Annotated in this window: 9 protein-coding genes and 2 pseudogenes; 5 read left to right on the top strand and 6 right to left on the bottom strand. The window is 65.5% G+C overall.

The genetic code is table 11. The features are described from left to right. Positions 1-87 precede the first annotated feature (87 nt). On the top strand, positions 88-216 hold the full coding sequence (locus tag ACZ59A_RS33535) for a hypothetical protein (protein ID WP_470966630.1): 129 nt from the start codon (positions 88-90) through the stop codon (positions 214-216). 69 nt (positions 217-285) lie between these two features. Further along, a pseudogene (locus ACZ59A_RS33530) lies at positions 286-1331 on the top strand (IS630 family transposase). 38 nt (positions 1332-1369) lie between these two features. Here the strand turns inward: ACZ59A_RS33530 and ACZ59A_RS33525 are convergent. Continuing rightward, positions 1370-2163 (bottom strand): annotated as a pseudogene (locus tag ACZ59A_RS33525) (inositol monophosphatase family protein). 364 nt (positions 2164-2527) lie between these two features. Here ACZ59A_RS33525 and ACZ59A_RS33520 point away from each other — a divergent pair. Next, positions 2528-5272: a hypothetical protein gene (locus ACZ59A_RS33520; RefSeq protein WP_470966627.1), complete on the top strand. Its 2745-nt coding sequence runs from the start codon at positions 2528-2530 to the stop codon at positions 5270-5272. A 612-nt stretch (positions 5273-5884) separates the two neighbouring features. Here the strand turns inward: ACZ59A_RS33520 and ACZ59A_RS33515 are convergent. The 3 genes from ACZ59A_RS33515 to ACZ59A_RS33505 all read right to left on the bottom strand — a co-directional run bounded on the left by ACZ59A_RS33515 (position 5885) and on the right by ACZ59A_RS33505 (position 12775). Then, complete coding sequence (locus ACZ59A_RS33515) at positions 5885-7168, bottom strand: hypothetical protein (protein ID WP_470966625.1); 1284 nt, start codon at positions 7166-7168, stop codon at positions 5885-5887. Between the two features lie 133 nt (positions 7169-7301). Then, complete coding sequence (locus ACZ59A_RS33510) at positions 7302-8132, bottom strand: hypothetical protein (RefSeq protein ID WP_466069149.1); 831 nt, start codon at positions 8130-8132, stop codon at positions 7302-7304. Continuing rightward, positions 8129-12775, bottom strand: a complete 4647-nt coding sequence (locus ACZ59A_RS33505) for an AAA domain-containing protein (RefSeq protein ID WP_470966622.1) — start codon at positions 12773-12775, stop codon at positions 8129-8131. Before ACZ59A_RS33505 ends, ACZ59A_RS33510 begins: the two co-directional genes overlap by 4 nt. 223 nt (positions 12776-12998) lie before the next feature. Here ACZ59A_RS33505 and ACZ59A_RS33500 point away from each other — a divergent pair, with 223 nt between their 5' ends. Then, on the top strand, positions 12999-15212 hold the full coding sequence (locus ACZ59A_RS33500) for a hypothetical protein (RefSeq protein ID WP_470966619.1): 2214 nt from the start codon (positions 12999-13001) through the stop codon (positions 15210-15212). Between the two features lie 703 nt (positions 15213-15915). Here ACZ59A_RS33500 and ACZ59A_RS33495 read toward each other — a convergent pair. Both ACZ59A_RS33495 and ACZ59A_RS33490 read right to left on the bottom strand, forming a co-directional pair. Next, complete coding sequence (locus ACZ59A_RS33495; protein WP_470966616.1) at positions 15916-17151, bottom strand: tyrosine-type recombinase/integrase; 1236 nt, start codon at positions 17149-17151, stop codon at positions 15916-15918. Continuing rightward, positions 17151-17354 carry a helix-turn-helix transcriptional regulator gene (locus tag ACZ59A_RS33490; protein ID WP_470966613.1) on the bottom strand — a complete coding sequence of 68 codons (204 nt, stop codon included), beginning with the start codon at positions 17352-17354 and terminating at the stop codon, positions 17151-17153. The genes ACZ59A_RS33495 and ACZ59A_RS33490 overlap by 1 nt, the downstream gene beginning before the upstream one ends. Positions 17355-18799: 1445 nt before the next feature. Here ACZ59A_RS33490 and ACZ59A_RS33485 point away from each other — a divergent pair. Then, positions 18800-19693, top strand: coding sequence for a CRISPR-associated endonuclease Cas3'' (locus ACZ59A_RS33485; RefSeq protein WP_470966610.1), 894 nt, complete (start codon positions 18800-18802; stop codon positions 19691-19693). Positions 19694-19744: the final 51 nt, after the last annotated feature.

Genomic DNA, 19744 nt, shown 5'->3' with positions numbered 1-19744 from the left:
AGGGAAATCGAACTCTCGGTCGAACCTGCCTCCGTGTAGTGATCAACGAGAGTCGATATACGACCTGACCAGCTGCGATGGATCACCATGACGCCGAGGATCGATCGCAGCCGGACTTGGGTCCGCCAGGGCACTCCGTCGTCGGCACTGATCGACCCGGACCTGCCGAGCAGCGACATCCACATCCTCTACGTCTACTGCGCGAGGCTGGGCTAGTGCTCTGACCGGGAAGGTTCGCCGGGGCGGTCGTCCGGGCGGTTGGATGTACGGTGACCTCCGGTCCGACTGCTGGGGGTGTGGTGGCAGCGCCTGTCCGTGTCCGCAGATGTGCGCCGGGGCAGCACCAGTTCGGTGCGATACCGGCGCGCGATGATGCTGCTGGCCTCGGCCGGCGGGACCCGGGTCCCGGTGATCGCGAAGTTGGTGCAGGCCGACGAGGACACCGTCCGGGATGTGATCCACCGGTTCAACGAGATCGGCCTGGCCTGCCTGGACCTTCGATGGGCGGGAGGCCGCCCCCGCCTGCTCAGCCTTGACGACGAGGACTTCGTCGTCCAGACGGCCACCACCCGCCCCGCCAAGCTCGGCCAGCCCTTCACCCGCTGGTCCATCCGCAAACTCGCAACCTACCTGCGCAAAGTGCCCGGCCGCGTCATCCGGATCGGCCGTGAGACGTTACGGTGCCTGCTCGCCCGCCGTGGCGTCACCTGCCAGCGGACCAAGACGTGGAAGGAATCGCCCGATCCGGAGCGCGACGCCAAGCTAGACCGCATCGAGGAGGTACTGGAGCGTTTCCCGGACCGTGTCTTCGCGTTCGACAAGTTCGGGCCGCTCGGCATCCGGCCCACTGCCGGGTCGTGCTGGGCCGAGCAAGGCCGGCCCGAGCGGCATCCCGCGACCTACCACCGCACCCACGGGGTGCGCTACTTCCACGGTGCTACTCGATCGGCGACGACACCCTCTGGGGCGTCAACCGCCGCAAGAAGAGTGCCGCGAACACCCTGGCCGCGCTGAAGTCGATCCGGGCCGCCCGCCCCGACGGCGCCCCGGTCTACCTCATGCTTGGACAACCTGTCCGCCCACAAAGGCGTCGACATCCGTCGCTGGGCGAAGAAGAACAAGGTCAACCTGTGCTTCACCCCGATCTACGCGTCCCGGGCCAACCCGATCCAGGCCCACTTCGGACGCGGGCCCTTTACGCCTACCTGCGCTGGCGCAACGCCAACGCCCGCCACTCAGACGTCCTCGCAGCTCAACGCCGTGAACGTGCCCGGATCCGCAGAGAGAAGGGCATCCGCTGGGGCGGCAGGCCCCCCCAAGTCGCAGCCTGACCCAGCCCGGCGAAACCCATGCGGTCACAGCACTGGCTTCAGCTGCGCATCATCGACATCAGCAGCCCGTGAGTCTCGTCGTCGGCGGCGACCACAAGCCCACGACCTGCCTCACCTATCGGGGCACCGTCGATGCCGGTGACCACGCAGCCAGCAGCCCGGCACACAGCTATGCCAGCCGCGAAATGCACGCTCCCGGAGAGGTCGCCGCCATCGGTGACATACGCGGCGCGCTTGCCGGCAGCCACCCAGGCCAGCGCCAGCGTCGTGGATACGACGCGCGGCCGGAAACGTTCGATGAACCCAGGGTGGGCCAGCAGATCCACGGACCGGAATCCCGGCGTACTCGGGAACGGCGGATCCAGGTTGACGTCCACCAATCGGGTAGCGGGCGTGGGCGTCAGCAGTGCCTCGTCGGCCCCGTCATGCCGCACCCAGGCGTCTCCCCGTCGGTGAAGAAAACCTGGCCGCTGAACGGGTCGGCCACCGCCGCCGCCCCATCGCGCAGCGCCACGTTGACAGCCACCAGCGTGGTGCCGACGGCGTAGTTCAGCGTGCCGCACAGGGGATCCACCAACCACTGGCGCACAGCGTCGGCGGCGCCCTGCTGCCCGCCTTCCTCGCCGAGCACCGCGTCATCGGGCCGTGCGGCACCGATGACGCCGAGGATCGTCTTCTCGGCCTCCACATCGGCGGCGGTGGCAAAGTCCCCGGCACCCTTGTCGATGCGGTTGAGCCGCTGGCCGTACATGGTGCGGACCACGTCCGCGCCAGCCCGCGCCCCGGCTATCGCGACTGCAGCATCGTCAGAACTCGCGTATGAGTCGATCACGTCGTGCAGACTATCGAGGCCAAGCTACCGCCCCGGCGAACCTTCCCGGTCACAGTACCTAGCGACCCGCCCGTTGACACCTAGGGAAGCTGACCTTCACGATGCCAGGCCCAGGCCCTGCAGCGCTCAGAAGACGACGGTCGGCAAGATCGATCTCAGTACCAACCACGGTTCCGCTAATCCTCGGGGGCGAGGTACAACACCACAGCCGCTTCAGAGGCGCAGCAAACAGGTATAAACGTCCTTGGAGCTTACAGGTAGGCGCAGCCGAGCGAGGAGTGGGTAGTTGAGCAGGGCTAGTTCCTCAATCGGCACAGGTGGGGGTGGCACGGTCTATGAGTATCGAGTCGCAACCCTAGATCTAGTGGCCCTCCTGTGCCGCGTCAGCGTGCCTGGGCTCGATGTGGTGCCGGACTCAATCTGTCTCCAGCACGGCAAGGATTTCCCCCTGGATGATGTAGTTGCCCGAAGCATCAGGGGCCCCTACGAGTTGGTCATAGAACGGCAGGTCAAACGCACCATGGAGATCTCGCCAAGTAGCGATCCATGGCGCAAGACGATGCGACAATGTTTGCAGAGTCTAAATTTCTTCGGTGCCGAGATCGACGCCGATCGGCATCGCCTCGGCATTACCGCCTCCAGCCCGCTGCACGGCTTGGAGGTGCTGCGGAGCTTGGCAGAATATTGCGAGGCCCAGAAGAGCGTTGATGACTTCCTGAAACGAATTTCGAACCTGGGGCAAGACCATCGGCGAATTTGGAGACACCTAACAGACACTATCCATGCTCTTATCGCAGAGAGCGATAACGTTTCCCCTGCTCGGGAATTAGTGGATTTGACTTCTTTCCGCATCGCGCGACGCCTCATCATTCAGGTAGAGCCCACTGAACAGATCAGTCCGCGGTATCCCTATCTATGCTCCCTCCTTGAGGACCGCGTAATCCATCCAAGTTCTCAGCATGATTCCGCTGTCGTGTATCGGATGGTTGAGGAAATGGCTCAGGAGTGGGGGCCAAGGGCTGGCGCAATTGACACTGCAATGCTACGAAACCGACTGCAGGCGCAAGGTGTCGTGCTGCGCGGTAAACCTCCGGCTCAGTCAGATCAGACTGCCGCTCCACACCGAGTGAGGCTGGTTGAGGAACTGCAGCCCGTCGATGCATTGCATCTGGAGGTACACCCAACCTCCGAAAGCAGCATCGAATCTGGTGCGCTGGATGTGCTCCCTCCTTATATCGCCCGGCCGGATGGCATTGATGACGAACTGCGCCACCACGTGGCTCAGGCGGCGAAGGGCAGCCAACTCGTGATGGTGGTTGGCAGCTCGTCAACCGGCAAGACTCGGGCGTGCTGGGAAGCAGTGTTGGCTGAACTCCCCACCTGGCGCGTAGTGCATCCGCTAGCCCCTGACCGGCCGGCAGCACTCCTGCTTGCCTTACAGGAAGCTGCGCTAGAGCCACGAACCGTGCTGTGGCTGAACGAAGCGAATCTGTACTTGTTGGTGAAGGACTACGCTGCCCAGGTCGCAGCCAGCCTGCAGGCCCTATTGACAGATGATCGACGCGGGCCGGTCCTTGTCCTGGGCACTATGTGGCCTGAGTTCTGGCACAAACTGACAGAACGCACCGGAGACGACTCCCTAGAGGCCGGGGTGGACGCAGTCCATCAGCTTGCCGACCTAGCGGTCGTAATCAGGATGCCTCCTGTCTTCACCTCGCGGGAACTGGCTCACGCTACAGCTCTCATTGAATCCGATCCGCGCCTGAAACTTGCCCGAAGTCGGGCTGCCGGTGGACGTATCACTCAGTTCCTGGCCGGTTCTCCACACCTATGGCGTCGATATGAACAGGCCGATGGAGCAGCCCGCGCCATCCTTCATGCCGCCATGGACGCACGCCGTTGCGGACACGGTCCGCTGCTCTCTGAGAATTTTCTGCGAATGGCTGCAGAAGGCTACGTGGACGAGGCCACTTGGCACACCTTGGACGAGGACTGGTTCGAATTCAACCTAGCGGAACTCCTCAAGCCTCACCGTCGCCTGCCTGGGCCGCTGACGCGGTACCGACCACGTTCTGACCAGCCACCTCCTGCCAGCCCGTTGTACCAGCTGGCCGACTTCCTCCATGAGAAGAGCCGGATAACCAGAGAAAAGGTGCTCCCCTCCTCCTCACTGTGGGCGGCAGCAGTAGCTCATTCCCGCACGGATACAGATATGCGGGAACTCGCGCAAGCTGCGCGCCGTCTGGGTACGGTGGAATGTGAGCAGCTCTATATGAGAGCAGGGGCATGCGGCGATATAAGCGTGTTGCGGTGGTTCGCCCGTCGCCTGATCGCCCTCAACCACTTGGAACGGGCCGAAAATATCATCGAGAACCACTGCCTCGACGGCTATCTTCTGGGCGAGCTCTCCGCAGCGTTCGGACGTGCAGGAAACCTTAGGGGTTCTGAGCGCCTGGCCCGACGGGCGTACGCGGTCAGCGGCGACCGTCACGGTGCTCGCAGTCTGGCCCACCATCTGCTGACGCTCGACATGCGCCGCCCAGCCGAACGCATCTACACGTGGGCTGCCGAGACCGGAGATGCGGTGGCGGCACAGTGGCTCACTGCACACCACGAAGCCCGCGGCAACCGGACTACAGCAGAGCAGCTAGCACTCAGGTTCCTCACACAGCATGGGAATCCGTCCGTCGCCCTCGTACTGGCTCAATTGCTTGCCACGGCCGGGGAATCCGACAATGCGGAACAGCTGTGTCGTCTTATTGCCGGTCACGGCCACGTCAACCTGCTTGTCAGCTTTGCGCGCGAGCGATCAGACCGCCGCGATCACCTCACCGCGTTGTGCTGCTTCCGCGCAGCGGCTGCCGCGCAGCATCCACAGGCGTTGGAATGGATGTCGTGGCAAAGCGAGGGACAGGGCGATCACACACGCGCCGAGGACCTGGCACACAGTGCGGCCGCGGCCGGCAATAGCCACGCCTTGCACAGCCTCGCCCATCTCAGACTCTTTAAAGGCCGCCTCCACGACGCCGAGCGTTTGAACCGCGCCGCCGCAGAGGCAGGGTCTCAGTTGGCTCGTGAGTGGCTGGTACGTGGAGGCTTCCTCACCTGATTCGCGTAAGCGGAACTGGGGCCCCACGGCCTCATACGCCCGGTAGCTCGCCTACTGTTCGGAGCGGCGCGCGCGGGACGCAGCGAGCTAGTTCTGTGACCGGATTGCTTCTCCGGGCTGAGGGTTGGAGCAGTTGGATGGGCGGCGACGTCCGTTCCGACGGCTGGAGGTGTGATGGCCGAGCCTGTGCGGGTTCCACGAGCAGGTCGATCCAGGCTTGCGTCTGCTCGGTGGTGACGCCTGAGGAAGGTGAGCGGCTTGGCTGCTTATGGAGGTCATGAGGCCCTTGGGGGCGGGTTGCCCTGTGTACGCATGGGCCGGAAGGACCGCGAGCGGGATGGCACGTTGAGCCCGAGGCATGGCGAGGCAGGTGACAGCTGGCGGAAACGCTGCTGCTGGTTAGTTCTCGCTGGTCAGCGCCCCTACTCGAGCCGGGTGCTTTGCGTGTGGCTCGCAAGCGAACGACATCTGAACCTGTCATCTTCGTCTCGAATGAGGTTCGGGCACCGATCGGACCTGCATGGATGACGTTTGTGCTGGTCAGAGGTTTGGCCCTGACGGGTGTGCCGTGGTGACGCGGGGCCTCCGGGAGCGGGTCGGCTCCCAGGTACCTCAGGTCAGTACACGCATGGCTAGCACAGACCCATCAGAGTCCATCGACACGGGACCTTGCCACTTGTCGTCCCACCCGTCGACGGGCCAACTGGTTCGTCGGGCATGGACCTCACGGCGGTAGTGCTCCACCCGGCCTTCTTCGAGGTGGCGAAAGAGGTCCTCCGCGACCCCGGAGAACGCCTCCACACGTGTTCTGTTCAAGCGGAAGACGTGGTCTGTGCCGACGAATCGGACACCCAGGAGCTTCTGACGTGCGTCTTGGACACTGCCTGTGGCCGCGTGGGCGAAGCCGGTGAAGTGACGCACACCCTGCCGCTTGGTCAGGTATTGGACGGTGGCCTCGCCGTCGCCGGCGAAGGCGGTCAGCCCAGCGGCGGCTGTGCGGGCAAGAACGTGCCGGAACCACTCGTAGCGTTCTGGCGTGATGTGGAAGCCAGGCTCAGGTTGAGGTTGCCTGTCTCCCTCGGCTGGCGGCTGGATACCCGGATAGAAGTTCTCGTCCTCGATGAAGTGGTCCAGATTCCTGGTGGCGGGGCCTGCAGAGCTGCTTAACCAGCCGTCACTTCCATCGAAATGCAGGGCGTGGATGGTGAGAGGACCCTCCACGGGCAGCTCGGTACTGAATACCAGGCTCGGCGTCTCGTTCCACGATCCGATGTGCACCGCCTCTACATGAGCTGAGGCAGACGCGAGCTGATCGTGCGAGGCCGCGGCGTTGCTGTGGTTGCCCTTGGACTCGATCGTGAAGACCCGCGACGGCTCTCCAGGCTTCCAGACCTCGGCGAAGAACCTCGGACGGTACCGGTAGCCCGATCGAGGTCCCTTGTCTCTGCTGGTCAGGGCCCAGCCCGCCCGTAGGGCCGTGTCGGCCGGGACGATTGAAACGACGTGACGCGGGTAGCGGCGACTCAGGACCTGCTTGGCGAGGGCCAGAGAAAAGCCGATCCCGAGTTCCCCTGACTGGAGTGCCTTGTAGTAGTCCGCCGTTTCGCGGCCCTCGGCCGAGAGCTTCATGTAGGTGTCCGAGCTACCGGTCAGGGCTTGGCTGTATTTCAGGCTTCCCCAGTGCTCGGCGAGTCCGCGACCTGCACCTCGCCGAGCGAGAGCGATTGCCCGACCGAGCGTGTGAAGCACATCCCAGGGAGCCAGACGAAGTGAGCCGACTTCCGCGGCGGGTATGACCTGGAGCTTCGGCTTGCGCCGCAGGGCGTCGAGCTCCTTCTCCTTCCTTTTCTCGTCATCCTCGGCGCCTGCCGCGTCCACACTGCCGACCAGTGCCATGGTTGAGTGGGTTGCGACGTTCGATGGCTGCGAAAGCTCTGTCAGTACATCTGCTGCGGGCTTCAACTTGCTTCCCCCTTACGAATCGCACGAGTGGTACAGGTCGACGCGGTGCTTCAGCGGGAATGAGTTGCTAGGTCTGGGAGTCAGCGAGGTCGTTCAGGACCGCATTGACTACCGGCCAGCACATGTCCAGCGTGTCGCGGTCCGGAGTATGGGCTTGGCGTATTTCTGCGCGCGGGTGGACGAAGTTGCGGTATTTGCGAAGCTCGTGGCAAAACCGCTGGACGTCGGCACCGATCCAGCCGGCGTCATGACAGGTTTTGATCAAGGTGTCGAGGTTCACGTTGTCCGGGGAGGTCCTGCCGAGCAGCGACGCGTTGCGCTCCTGGACCACGTGGACCAGGACGCCTTCGAGGAGGCTGCCGAGCATGATGATGGCGGCCACGTGAGCGCCGTTCGCGTAGCAGGTGCGCGCCTCGTCCAGTCGGTGCTGAAGGAGGTCGGCCATCTTCCGATCTCCGATGAGGTCGGTCATGGCTGCTTTGAGCTCGACGGGGCCTTGGCTGCCTGGGTGGGCAAGAGACGGATCGCAGGCGACGATGCGGGGGCGGCCGCCGGGGTTCTCCAGACGTGCGCCCTCGTGGACGAGGAAGGCGTTGACCGCAGAGATGACAGCCGGAAGCTGGTCGGGTTCGTCGAAGTATTCTCGTGGGTCGGCGAGCCGGAGCAGTACCTTTTCCAGCTCAGTGGGCTCCTCTCGGCGCTCGGTCAGCCGGGCAAGCGTCCACTCCCTGCGATACCCACCGTCGTATTCCGGCACCTGCTGCCAGCCGGCATGTTCCAGGAATCGCGCGATCTCGAACCCCTTGCGGTAGTAGAGGTGCTCATCGCCGCAGATGACGCGGGCCAACTCCTCCAGGGTGTTGGCGTCCAAAATGCCGAGTGGGGACTGCAGGGTCATACCGGTCCTTTCGTCCTGTCGTCTTCGGTGTCGTCGTCTGCCATGCCGAGGGCAGCGAGCGGATCGGTCGTGTCCGGGCCATCGGGGGATTCCGTTGGGTCCTCGGCCAGCTCCTCGTCGGCGGAGAGGTCGAGCGGAGTCCACTGCATGCGGGAGGATGTGGAGTTCGAGTGCGACGGGCCGTCAGCGTCGGCGAACGTTGCTGGACGGATGCCCAGCCGGTTCAGCTCATCCCACAGCCCATCCAGTGCTTCGTCAGGGTCGAATCGGAACTCGCTCTCGCGGACACGCCAGAAGGTCCAGCCCACCCTCTGGAGTTCGCGCTCACGCCGCTGGTCATGCTGGATCTGTTCGGGTGTCGAGTGATACCGGTCGCCGTCGCACTCCACGGCCAGGCGCCCGCGTGCGCCTACGACGACGAGGTCAATGCGTTTGTTCCCTGCGGGGTACTGCGGGATGACGTGATATCCGCGATCCTTCAGACGCAGGTATACGTGCTGCTCGAAGAGTGATTCGAACGGCTTCTGCGGGACGTCAGTCGATACTTCCCCGATGTCGTCGGCCTCGGCCAGCGCGGCAGGGGGGTTTTCCATGTAGGCAAGGAGGTTGAGACGCAGGTCTTCCTTCTTGAGGCGGCCCGGCGGAACCGAGTAGAAGAGTCGCATCTGGTCCTGGGCTCGGGAGGCAGCGACGTTGTACGCCTGCCGTTCGCTGCGTGCGCCCCCCGCGATGCGCGGTGGGTCGGCGGCGACCATCGACAGCAGGATGACGTGCCGTTCGTCTCCCTGGAACGACGCGGGGTTCCCCACACGGATCTGGTGGCGCTCGCGCAGCGGAGCCGGAATACGTTCGTTGATCAGATGTTCCAGGAGTTTGACCTGGCCGACTGGTCCTTGGAGGGTGATGACCCCCATGGTCTTGTCCCGGTAGGCGGGATCGTCCACGAGCTGGGCCAGGCAGTCGACGATTGCCTCGGCTTCCTTCGGGTTGCGGAGTCGGCTGTCGCGTCCCTGGGTGACGGCTCCCTCGACGAAGTGCGTCACGAGGGGATCGAGGCGCTCACCGCCGTACTGGCGCAGCGGCTGTAGCTTGTTGTTGTAGAAGGTCTGGGAGGACCAGCCGATGATCTCGGGCATGCACCGGAAGTGTTCCTCCAGCCGGATCACCTTCGGGAAGAAGGTGGACAACAGCTCGTAGAGGTTGGTGGCTGGGGTATAGAGCTGGCGCAGCATGGGTGGCATGTCCGGCAGATGGGAGATGAGCTGGTCCTGGATGGCCTGCAGACGGCCCATGCCGCTGACCGGGGGTGCGCACTGCTTGTCGTCCCCGACGACAATCACACGGGGAGCGAGCCACAGCAGGAACAGCGCGTCCATGCCTGCCTGGCTGGCTTCGTCCACGATGACCACGTCGAATGCGTCTCGCTTGGGCAGCACCGTCTCGGCGACCTGCGAGATGGGCATGACCCATGCAGGTACCGCTCCTTGCGCCACCCTCATGGAGTCGTTGGCCGCGGAACGGAAGCGGCCTGCATTGCGGCCTTTGCCCTTACCGTACGAGGCCATGTGGTTGCGGTACGCCTGGAGTGCGGAACGCTGCTCCTGCGTCATGCGCTGCAGACAGTGCAGTCGGCCCCAGGTGGCGGCGAGCTCACCTGTCAAACTCTCCAGATTCCGTTCGCACTGGGCTAGTTCGCCTTCAAGCTGACGCTCGCGTCCCGGTGTGCGCTGGCGACGCACGAACGCGGAAGCCCGTGCCCAGGCCCACGCCTCGGCCAGCGAACCGAGCCGCACCTCCCATGCGGGATCGTCGGGGTCCTCCGTCAGCCGGTCGGCGAGCAAGGGGTGCGCCCTGTGCACGCTGTCCAGAAGTACGCCGCACCGGCGTCGGCGGTGCTCACGCCGATGAGCCTCCCGCAATGCCTCGAGTTCCTTGGCGTAGCGGTCGATGTCCTGCTCCCGGACGGCCTGGGCAGCCGCCAGCGCTTCGGCCGCGGGATGGGAACTCTCCACCGGCGCGCGGAGTTGCTCCTCCCATGCCGCCAGCCGAGCCGTGGCCTCGTCCGCCGCCCGCCGACCGGAGAGAGCAGTCAGCGCGCTGGTGAAGTCTTGCCACGCGGACCGAGAGGTGAGAGCGATGTGCAGGCCGTGGCGTACGAGCAGTTCATCGATGCGTTCGCGTACGGCTCCAAACGCATTGATGTGCTCCAGGCGCGCGTATGCCTCGCTCAGGGAAGCCAGACGGAGGTCCACCGGACCTTCGGCTATTGGGACTCCCGCCTGTGCCCATCGCTCCGCGAGCGTGGCAACCACCGAGTGAGCGCGCAGGTGGACGAGGACAGTGTCGAGATCCTCCAACGTTTGCGGAGGATGACCGTTCACGGTGCACGCGTCGAGGATCTCCTGAGCGGCCTTCTGTACCTTCGGGGCACGGAAGCTGCCGCGGAAACGCAACTTGCCACCGGAGGCGAGATGATCGCGCAGCGCAGAGCCCGTCGTGAGCATCGCATCGGCCCGCTCGGCGGAGAGCTGCTCGGGCATGATGACACGGTTCATCTCCTGCTCGTCCACCTGCTGAGAGACGGCAGCGAGCTGACCGGCGAGCCCGGAAACGCGACGCCACAGGGTGAGGTTGTCGCGGGAGAGCCGGTCTGTAAGGGCCTTGGTGGTCCACTTGTCGGCGTCCCACTGCCTGGCCGACGGTGGCAGACCCAGGTGGTGCAGAGTCGTCCGGCACTCACCTGCGAGCACGGACAGCTCATCAGTTACGGAAGCGTCGAGTCGGGCAAGGCCGTCGCGTATGGCAGCCGCTTCGCGAGACAGGCCGTCATCGGCGACGCGGCCGACTGCGAGCGCCTCGGCCAGCTCCTCGGGGGAGGGGAGGGTGTCCGGATTCGGCAGAGTGCCACCTGCGCGTGGCTCAGCCGCGCCGTCGCGTAGCAGGCTCAACAGCTCCGCCGCCTGTGCGGGGGACAGCGGGGGAACGGAGGAGTCCGGCCCATCTGGAATCAGGCCGATCCAGGAATGACGCCCGGCGTGTTCTCGGACGCGCTGCACTATGGCCGCGAGGACACCGCCATATCCGGGGGCGATCTCCCGGTGCTGGCGGACCTCCGCTTCTCGTAGCGCGATGACCTGCTCAGTGAGCGTGGCGATCCTCCCCCGCACCTCTTCCCGGCGTGCGGAAAGCCGACGGATATCGTCCGTCAGCTGCTCGGGGTCACTAGTGGCGACCTGATCGGTCAAAGCGTTGATCGTGCGTTCCCGTTCGTCCGCCCCGTCCTGCCGCGCGGAGCTGAGAAGGAGAACGCACAGGTCCCGCACTGCAGGCGGAAGCTTGTCTCGCAGGACCGTCAGGGCTTGGTCGCGGGCGCTGGTCACCAGGACCCTCTGCCCCTGGGCGAGTAGCGCGGAGACCAGGTTGGCGATGGTGTGTGTCTTGCCGGTACCGGGCGGACCTTGCACCACCACGCCCGTGTCATGCTCCAGCCGCCGCAGCACACTCCGCTGCCGCTCGTTGGTCTTCCCCGGGAAGAGCGGATCGTCTCCGAACAGGGGCGGGATATCGTGACCGTCCCAATTCGTGCGCTCCTCAGGATTCAGAGGTAGCACGAGTTGTGCGAGCCCCAGCGGCGCGTGCGCCTCGGAGGCCACGCTGTCCGCGATTCGGTCGTAGAAGCTCAGCAAGGCGTTGCGGTCCCGTGGGCGCAACACCAGGGCCGGGGCGTAGGTGAGCCGCGTGCCTACCTCCGGCTCGCGCGGCGGCTGCCACTCGGCGCTGAACGCCACCGGACGCTGCAGTACCCGCTCCTGCCACTGGGCCAACTGCTCCAGGGCTTCCGAGCCGAGCAGGTGGAGCGACTGGGCCGCGATCTCCTCCGCGAGCGCGGCCGAGCGCTCGGGAGCCCAGCCATCGTCGGTATCGAGGAACGCCTGGTCCTCCAGCCGTACTGCTCCGCCGGCCACGAGCCGGACCGTGACCCGGGCGGTCTTGCGGTCCACCGAGGTCTCTACCCGGTGAGTGAGCAGATGACGGTGGATGGTGTCACCGCGCGGATCGCCCCACGTCAAGAGACCAGTCGCCAGGACGAGTTCAAGCTGGTCATCCTGCTGCGCCAGCTTCTGGTGCCAGTGATAGACCTGTTCGTACAGCTCCCGAAGCGCTCGCTCTGCGCGCTCCCGCTCCGCCCAGCGACGCCAGCGATCGAGCCATGGGCCGTAGGCCCGGAGCACTTCGGCCGCGTCTTCTCGGCGGACAGTGTGGTCCTCCGCCTCCTCCCACCACTGACGCTCGTCCGCGGCCCGCACCAGCTCTCGCCCTGGTCCCTCGACCGCGAGTGGCGGATCACCACTATCCGCATCCTGGCAATCCTCCGCGGCCACCCATCCATCGAGCACGTCCGGTAGGGGCGGCGGTGCTGCTTGCGGCACATGGTCGAGCGCGAGCAGCAGACCACCCTCGTCCTGGTCCGACGGGCGGCGTACGGAGGCAGGCAAGTTAGCCAGCCACAGACGCTCCCGTGATCGTCGGTCGTCGCGCAGGCGGTTGTGGCTACTTTGGACGACCTCTTTGAGAAAGCTGATCAGACCTGTGGTTTGCCCAATGACGTCAGAGTCGCTCGCAGCACGTCGCGGCACCTTCACCCGTCTCCCCTCGGCTGGTGGCGAACTTTTCAGAATGGAGCGCGAGAGAAGCAGGGACAATGCATCTCAGAAGAGTGGCCTGATACATGCGCTGTGTCGGCCGAATCAACACGGCTCGTCTCGCCCATCGCCTTGGGACCGCATGTGTGGATCGTCCCGCGTTTGGCGATGACTGTCGGTCGTCGGCGCTAAGCTCGGCGAAGCGGAGGATTGGGGGAGATTTGTGCATGACCACCTGCTGATGGTCGAGGTCCCGCTGGGGCCGTTCGAAGGCGCGCCGGTCATGGTCTACTCGGCCAAGGGGAAGAACGCCAGGTTGCACGTTGCCAGAACCTGTAGCCAGCTTCGTACGTCCGACGTGAGGACTGTTCAGGTCAGGTTGGACTCGGCGGCGATGGGGCGGTTGTGCTCTCGCTGTATGGAGTGGGGATCGTGGGCGCGGCCGACAACCGCGCTGGGCATGTTCCTGGAGGCCCTTGGTGGGGTGGGCCTGCTCCATCAGATGCAGTCCTATGCCGAACCGGACGAGGACGAGTGCTGGACGCAGGAAGAGGTACAGGCTGCCGCTGAAATCCTGCGCTCGGAGTCGGACGCCGCCAATGAAGGGGATGAGGAGGAGGACGAGCAGGAGGCGCGCGAGGACGCGGAGCGCTTGCGGAACCTGGTGTTCTCCTATTGGCATGGTGCAGCGGAGAGCCTGCACAGGGCTCAGGCCACTCTTGCCCACTTCTCCTGGCTCGAGGACTGGGCGAAGCCGCGGCTGGCGACGAAGGCGCAGTACCTGGAGACGTTGCGCGCGCAGGCGGCCCTGTTCGTCGAGCCGGCGGGACTGCTCGTAGCTGCTGCCGCAGCAACCCTAGAGAAGCCCCGGCTCCCTGATGCGGAGCCGGCCTTCGCGGTGCTGGGCAGCAGCGACAAGGCAGCCGCAGGGCTGAACGCGCTGTGGCGCCGGTGGCAGCGCGCGGCCGAGAGCGGCTGGGCGGGACCTCGGGCGCGTTCGTACATCTCCTACCACCTCGTGCAGGACATCCGCAGCAATCGGAAGGGGTATGACGCGGCCCTGACCGGAGCTGAACGTCTCATCGAGTCTTGGGAGACCCAGGCCCGTGCGCTGGCCGCATCGGCTGAGGGCAGGCCGACACGGCGGGTGACGGCACGCCTTCCTGAGGCCACTGACGAGGTGGCACGAGGAACGCAGCGAGGGATCCTCGAAGGGCTGGATCTGTGGACGCAGGGCGTCGTGGCCATGTGGGCCGTCGGCGCGGACTGGGGACGCCGTACGCTCACCCTCGATGTTCCCGCTCTCGTCGCCGAAAGACTGCTCACTCCGTCGAGCTGCATGACATGCGAACCGTCCGATGCAGGAGCCGATCCGACCGAACCGAGTTGCGCCCCGGCCAGTCGGCAGAGCTCAATCCGCCCCGGGGTCTTCGACGACGTCCCGGTGTTCGACCGGCAACCTGTCACCGCCGAACACATCCGGGCGCTGCGGACCTTCACCCACGGCGCTGATCAGCTCTACATCGTCATCTCGGCGAGCGGCGGAGCTGAGGTGCTACCCCTTGACGTCATCGAGAGGAGGCTCGCACAAGGGTGGAGTGGAGCCCTCATCGCAGGGGCCTCCGACCTCCCGGAAAGCCTGATCGGGTCGTGGGCCCGGACTGTCGGCTCCGAACACGAGACGAGCGAATTCCACTGGACGGATCATGTTCGGGGCGTTCACGATCCAGGATTCGGCAAAGAGTTCGGGGGCGAGGACGGCGCGCGCTGGACTGTCCGCCACACCTACCGGGACGAAAAACGGGAACCCAACCTGCGGCTGCTCGCCTTGGCACGAGGGGTGCACGATCTGCGAAGCCTCGACGCAGGCCACGACCGGATGCTGCCCTTGGCGGTCTGGCAGGGTCTGCTCGCCCACGACCGACTGGACCTCGCGCCCTTCAGACAGCCCAGCACCGACAGGTGGCACAGCGGCATTGGCATTCCGCTGGGGCCTTTGGCCGTGGCCCAGATCTACACCACGAACGCTGACCCGCGGATCGAAGGAAAGGGCCACTCGCCTTTGTGCAGACATGCTCGGGAACGCGGGATCGCAGCCAGCGACGATCTTCTGACGGTAGCTGGCCTGCTCGCCCGGGACGACTTCGACTGGTGCAGTAAGTGTGGCGGCTACGCCGTGCGCAGGCTGACCGACACCCAGGTCTCCTACTATCGTGCCGCGCACCGACTGCACGACATCACACGTCAACTCGACGGCGACAGCAGGCACCACGACACCATCGACACCGATACGGTGATCTCACAGCTGGAGGAACTGGGGGACTGGCAGCCGATCGATGAAGAAGGCTGGTACACCAGCGATTCCTGGCGATGGCTCGAGGCCATCAGGGACCTCAGACATAAGGCAGAGCGGACCCGTCGGCACGACGCTTCCTGAGCCATCGGCCTTCCGGATCGGGAATCCTCCCCAACAGGCCGACACCCCTCGTCGGTGCCGCTGCCATGCGCGTTCCCGTTGCAGGAACGGCCTGGCTTATCCGCCACCACCGGACACCGCTGCATCTGCTAGGAGTCCCCAGAGGAACTCATCGGGCTGGCTGGCCTGCGCGTCACCGAGTGGTCGCTCCCTCCGGACGTGTCATCGATATAGCTGGTCGTGCAGTGCAGCAAAGGACCTCGGCCGAGGAGAGGGGACTGGCAAGGCGCCGGGGAAAGGTGGGTATCGACTCCGGACTTCGGATGGTGCTTGGCGCCCGGTCGGTGAGGGCGTGTTGCGGCCGCGCGGCAGGCACTCCCGGATGGTTCCCGGGTATTCCCGCTGCTGGCGTCTCTCTGGCGGGTCCTTGTCGGATATTGCCAAGAGGTGCATGATGGGAGTAAGAGCGAAGCTGGCTTGTGGAGGCAATATCGTGGGGACCATTTGGGGACCACACGGTGTGCGCAACCCGGCACAACTCAGGCGTTACCGCACGTATTTCACCTGCGGAAAGCGCCGTAATTCCGAGGAATTCGGCGTTCGCACTTGACTGGGGGTCAAGGGGTCGCAGGTTCAAATCCTGTCGTCCCGACGGTGCAGAAACAGCCCGTTGATCAGGAAGAAGTTCCTGGTCAACGGGCTGCTTTGCGTCAGCGAGGTAAGGTCATCTGACGATGCGTAGGTGGGGCTTCTGGGCGGGCTCTGGGACCAGTTTGGGACCAACTGCCTGTTGGCCGGTGCTCAGGTAGCTGCTCAGTGCCGCTCCGGCGAGGTGGATGGAACGCCTGCTCGGGTGCAGGTAGCGCTGGGTGGTGGACAGCGAGCCGTGTCCAGCGATTCTCTGCAGAACATGGACGGGAACACCGGCGTCTGCCATCCAGGTCAGGCCGGTGTGGCGAAGGTCGTGGCGGCGCAGGTGCTCGTACCCGAGCCTGAGGACGACCTCGTTCCAGTGGGTGGCGTCCCGCAGGATCGCTGTGGTGATCCGGCCCCCGCGGGGCCCGGTGAACAACCGCGCTGTGGGGTCATAGCCGACTGCGTCCAGGCGGGCCGCCACCAGCTCCCTGATCTCGGGGATGAGGGGGACGGTGCGGCGGCGTTTGCCCTTGGTGCCTTTGTCGATCAGTCCGCCGGGTCCGGGTGTGGTCTGGCGGCACACGTCCCAGGTCCAGGCATGGCGGTCGATGTCGCCGGCCCGGACGCCGGAGACATCGCCGATCCGGGCGGCGGTGCCTGCGGCGAAGCGAATGACGTTTCCCCAACCGCGGAACTGGTCGGCGGATCGGGCTACGAGAGCGTCGGCGAGGGTCTCCAGGGCCTCCCAGGTGGGCAGCGCGAGCGAGCGGGGGTCGTCCAGCTCGTCCTCGGCCTGCTGGTAGGTCTTCTGCCAGCCGGTGACCTTGGCGGGGTTGACATCGATGATGCCGTCGCGGACGGCTTGCTGCATGATCCGGGCGAGCGGGGCGATGGTGTTCTTGACGCTGGAGCGGCCGTGACCGTCGGCGATCCATCCGTACAAGGCCCGGTCGACGACGCCGTTGCTGACGGTGGGAACCTGCAAATGGCCCAGGGCCGGCACGACGCGCAGGCGCCATCCGGAGCCGTAAGGGTCCATGGTCTTGGCTTCGAGACCTCGCATCGCCAGGTCCCAGGCACTGTCCCCGTAATCGGACAGCGACATGGTCACGGTGGCCGGGGTCACGCCCCGGCTGGCCGCCCGCTCCATCCGCTGGACCCACTCCTGTGCTGCTACATCGGTGGGCAGCATTTCCGAGCGGGAGAGACGTTTCTTCGACTGGGGGTCGAACCAGCGCACCCTGGCCCGGTGCGGGTTGGGGAAACCGGCGCGGTACTCCACGTCGGTGGACAACTTCACGCCCATGGGCGGCTGCTGCTGCATCAGGCCGCCCGCAGGGGCTCGACGCGCAGTTCGGCCAGCCAGTTGTGCACATCGACCACGCTGTAGAGGGTGTGTCGGTCCGACATGGGTATGAAGGGAGGGCCTTGCGGGGGCTGTGCTGTCCGCCAGCGGCGGATGGTGGAGGGATCGACGTTGAGTAGTTGGGCGAGTTCCTTCGTGGTGTAGGTGCCGTGATCCAGCAAATCGGAGGATGCGCTGGAATCCGTCGGCTCCGAGGTGGGCGTTGACGGTTGTGCAGGGTGGGGCATGTTGTCCTGTGCGCGGTACGGGTGGTTGAACTATCGGCGACCGCCGGACGGTGCGTCCACAGCGGCTTTCCGCCCGTGCGCTGGCCTCGTACTACGCAAGACCGCACTGGTGGTTTGCTGGGGCTGCCGTCGGTTGTGATGTGGATTGGCGGTGGACATCCATGCTGCGGAAAATCGCCGGTTTGGGAAACCGGCGATCTGGGTGTATAAAGCCCTCGACTTCATCGGCGTAGCCGACGGTCTTACCGTGGCCCCATCCTTGCCTGTGGTCTGCGGCGAAGATTTCTGGTGCACCATGCTTGGGGCAGCGTTGAGGAGGGGCCGATCGCGTAGCAGTCAATATCACTGCGTGAGGTGCACCAGCTGCGCTGGCACGAGTCAACGCGTGGATTTCTCGGCTATGTAGCCGTGTTGCGATCCTCGGCCGCCCTTGCAGGGTGACCGTCACGGTGTGCGTGATGGTGGTGATGTACGCCTGGAAGTTGTTGTGATCCTCGGCCGTCCGGGAGCGTGACGGCCACATCGTGGCCCTCGGTGAGACCACCGGGCAGATTCTGTTGCGATCTTCGGCCGCCCCGGAGGGCGACTGCCACTTCACCGACCCGGTAGTTGAGCTGACCTTCATCTGGCTGCGATCCTCGGCCGCCCGGAGGGGCGACCGCCACAGAGCGCCTGCTCCGGCCACCCGGTCCGGCAGGCAGTTGCGATCCTGGGCCGCCTCGGAGGGCGACCGCCACCACGCGGTGGTGGAGCGGCGTCGTGGTCGTGGTGGCGTTGCGATCTTCGGGAGGGCGACCGCCACGCCACGCTCAACCGTCCGCCCGGGATGCCGTTAGAGGAGTTGCGATCCTCGGCCGCCCCGGAGGGCGACCGCCACGAGCGCGCGTACCGCGAGTTGGTTCACGAGGCGAAGTTGCGATCCTCGGCCGCCAAGGAGGGCGACCGCCACCCGGGAACGGCGGCTACCAGCGCGGCGAGCGGCAGTGAGTTGCGATCCTCGGCCGCCCCGGAGGGCGACCGCCACGTGTCGCTGTTCGGCGATCCGCGCTCCGAGGTACGTGTTGCGATCCTCGGCCGCCCCGGAGGGCGACCGCCACGCTGGTTGGTCAGCTCACACAGCCTATCTGTGCTTTCAAGGAAGCGGCGCGAGGGGAGACATGGGTCCATGAGTCGGGCATTTTCCTTCGGAGCGACCCGTGTGTCGCACGTGTACTGGAAGTTCCGAAGCACTGCCTTCGGCGTCGACAGTGACAGCGTAACCACCGTCGGTGCGGTGAGTCGTCCTGCGCTGCTGTCGGCGCGCCTTGTCGGTGGTGCTGTGTAGGTTCCGATCCAGGTTGGTTTGACTACAGATCAGTGGATCCCGAGGGAGTTCGCTCGTGGCCTTTGCGCCCCTATTCGCGCACAGTCGTAGTGCTGTTTCAGGACGTCGGCATTCCCTTGAAGATCACTTGCGGGGTTCGGCGGCGTTGGCGCGGCGGTTTGGGGAGATCTTCGGCGCGGGGGAGCTGGCCGCGTATCTGGCGCTGATTCATGATGTGGGTAAGGGGTCCTGTCCGTGGCAGACCGGGCTTTTGGACGCGGAGCGCCGGGGTGGTGGCCGGGTCGGGGTACCGCACAAGCATGCTGGCAGTGTGCTGGCGGAGCGGTATACGCATTTGGAGTTCGGTGCGGTGGTCTTCGGGCATCACGGTGGGATGCCGGACATGGAGCGGTTGAGGAGGGAGCTGAAGAAGGCTCGGGTCGGCGGGTCGGAAGCTTCGGTGGAGGAGGCGATCCGTGCTGTGGAGCGGATCGTTCCTGAGATTCATCCTGATCCTCGGCCCGTTCCGCCGTCTTGGTTGCGGGATCTGCCGCGGTCGGAGCGGCGTCTCGGCTTGGATCTGCTGCTCAGAATGGTGTTCAGCTGTGTCGTGGACGCGGATTACCTCGATACCGCCGCGCATTTCGAGGCCACGGAGGTGCAGGTCCGCGGTCCGGTCGGGATGGCGCAGTTGTTGGAACGGTACGAGGGGCGGCGGGCGAAGTTGCTGGCCGGGCGAGAGCCGTCTCGGGTGGATGCGTTGCGGCAGTCGGTCTACGAGCAGGCAGGTGCCGCTGCGGCGAGCAAGCCGGGAGTCTATGTCCTGCACGTTCCCACGGGCGGCGCCAAGACGCTGGCATTGGGGGGCTTCGCGCTACGGCATGCGGCTGCACACGGGATGCGGCGGGTTGTTGTTGCTGTTCGGCGGGGGCGGCGCGGTCGACCAGGACGGTCAGGGTGGGCATCGTGATGCCGCTGCCGATCCCGGTGAGCACCGGCACGAGCAGCAGCATGGCCCAGT

It is taken from the genome of Streptomyces sp. NPDC040405, from assembly GCF_055595765.1.
The sequence above is the reverse complement of the archived record's forward strand: the minus strand, read 5'-3'. Positions and strand labels throughout refer to the sequence as shown.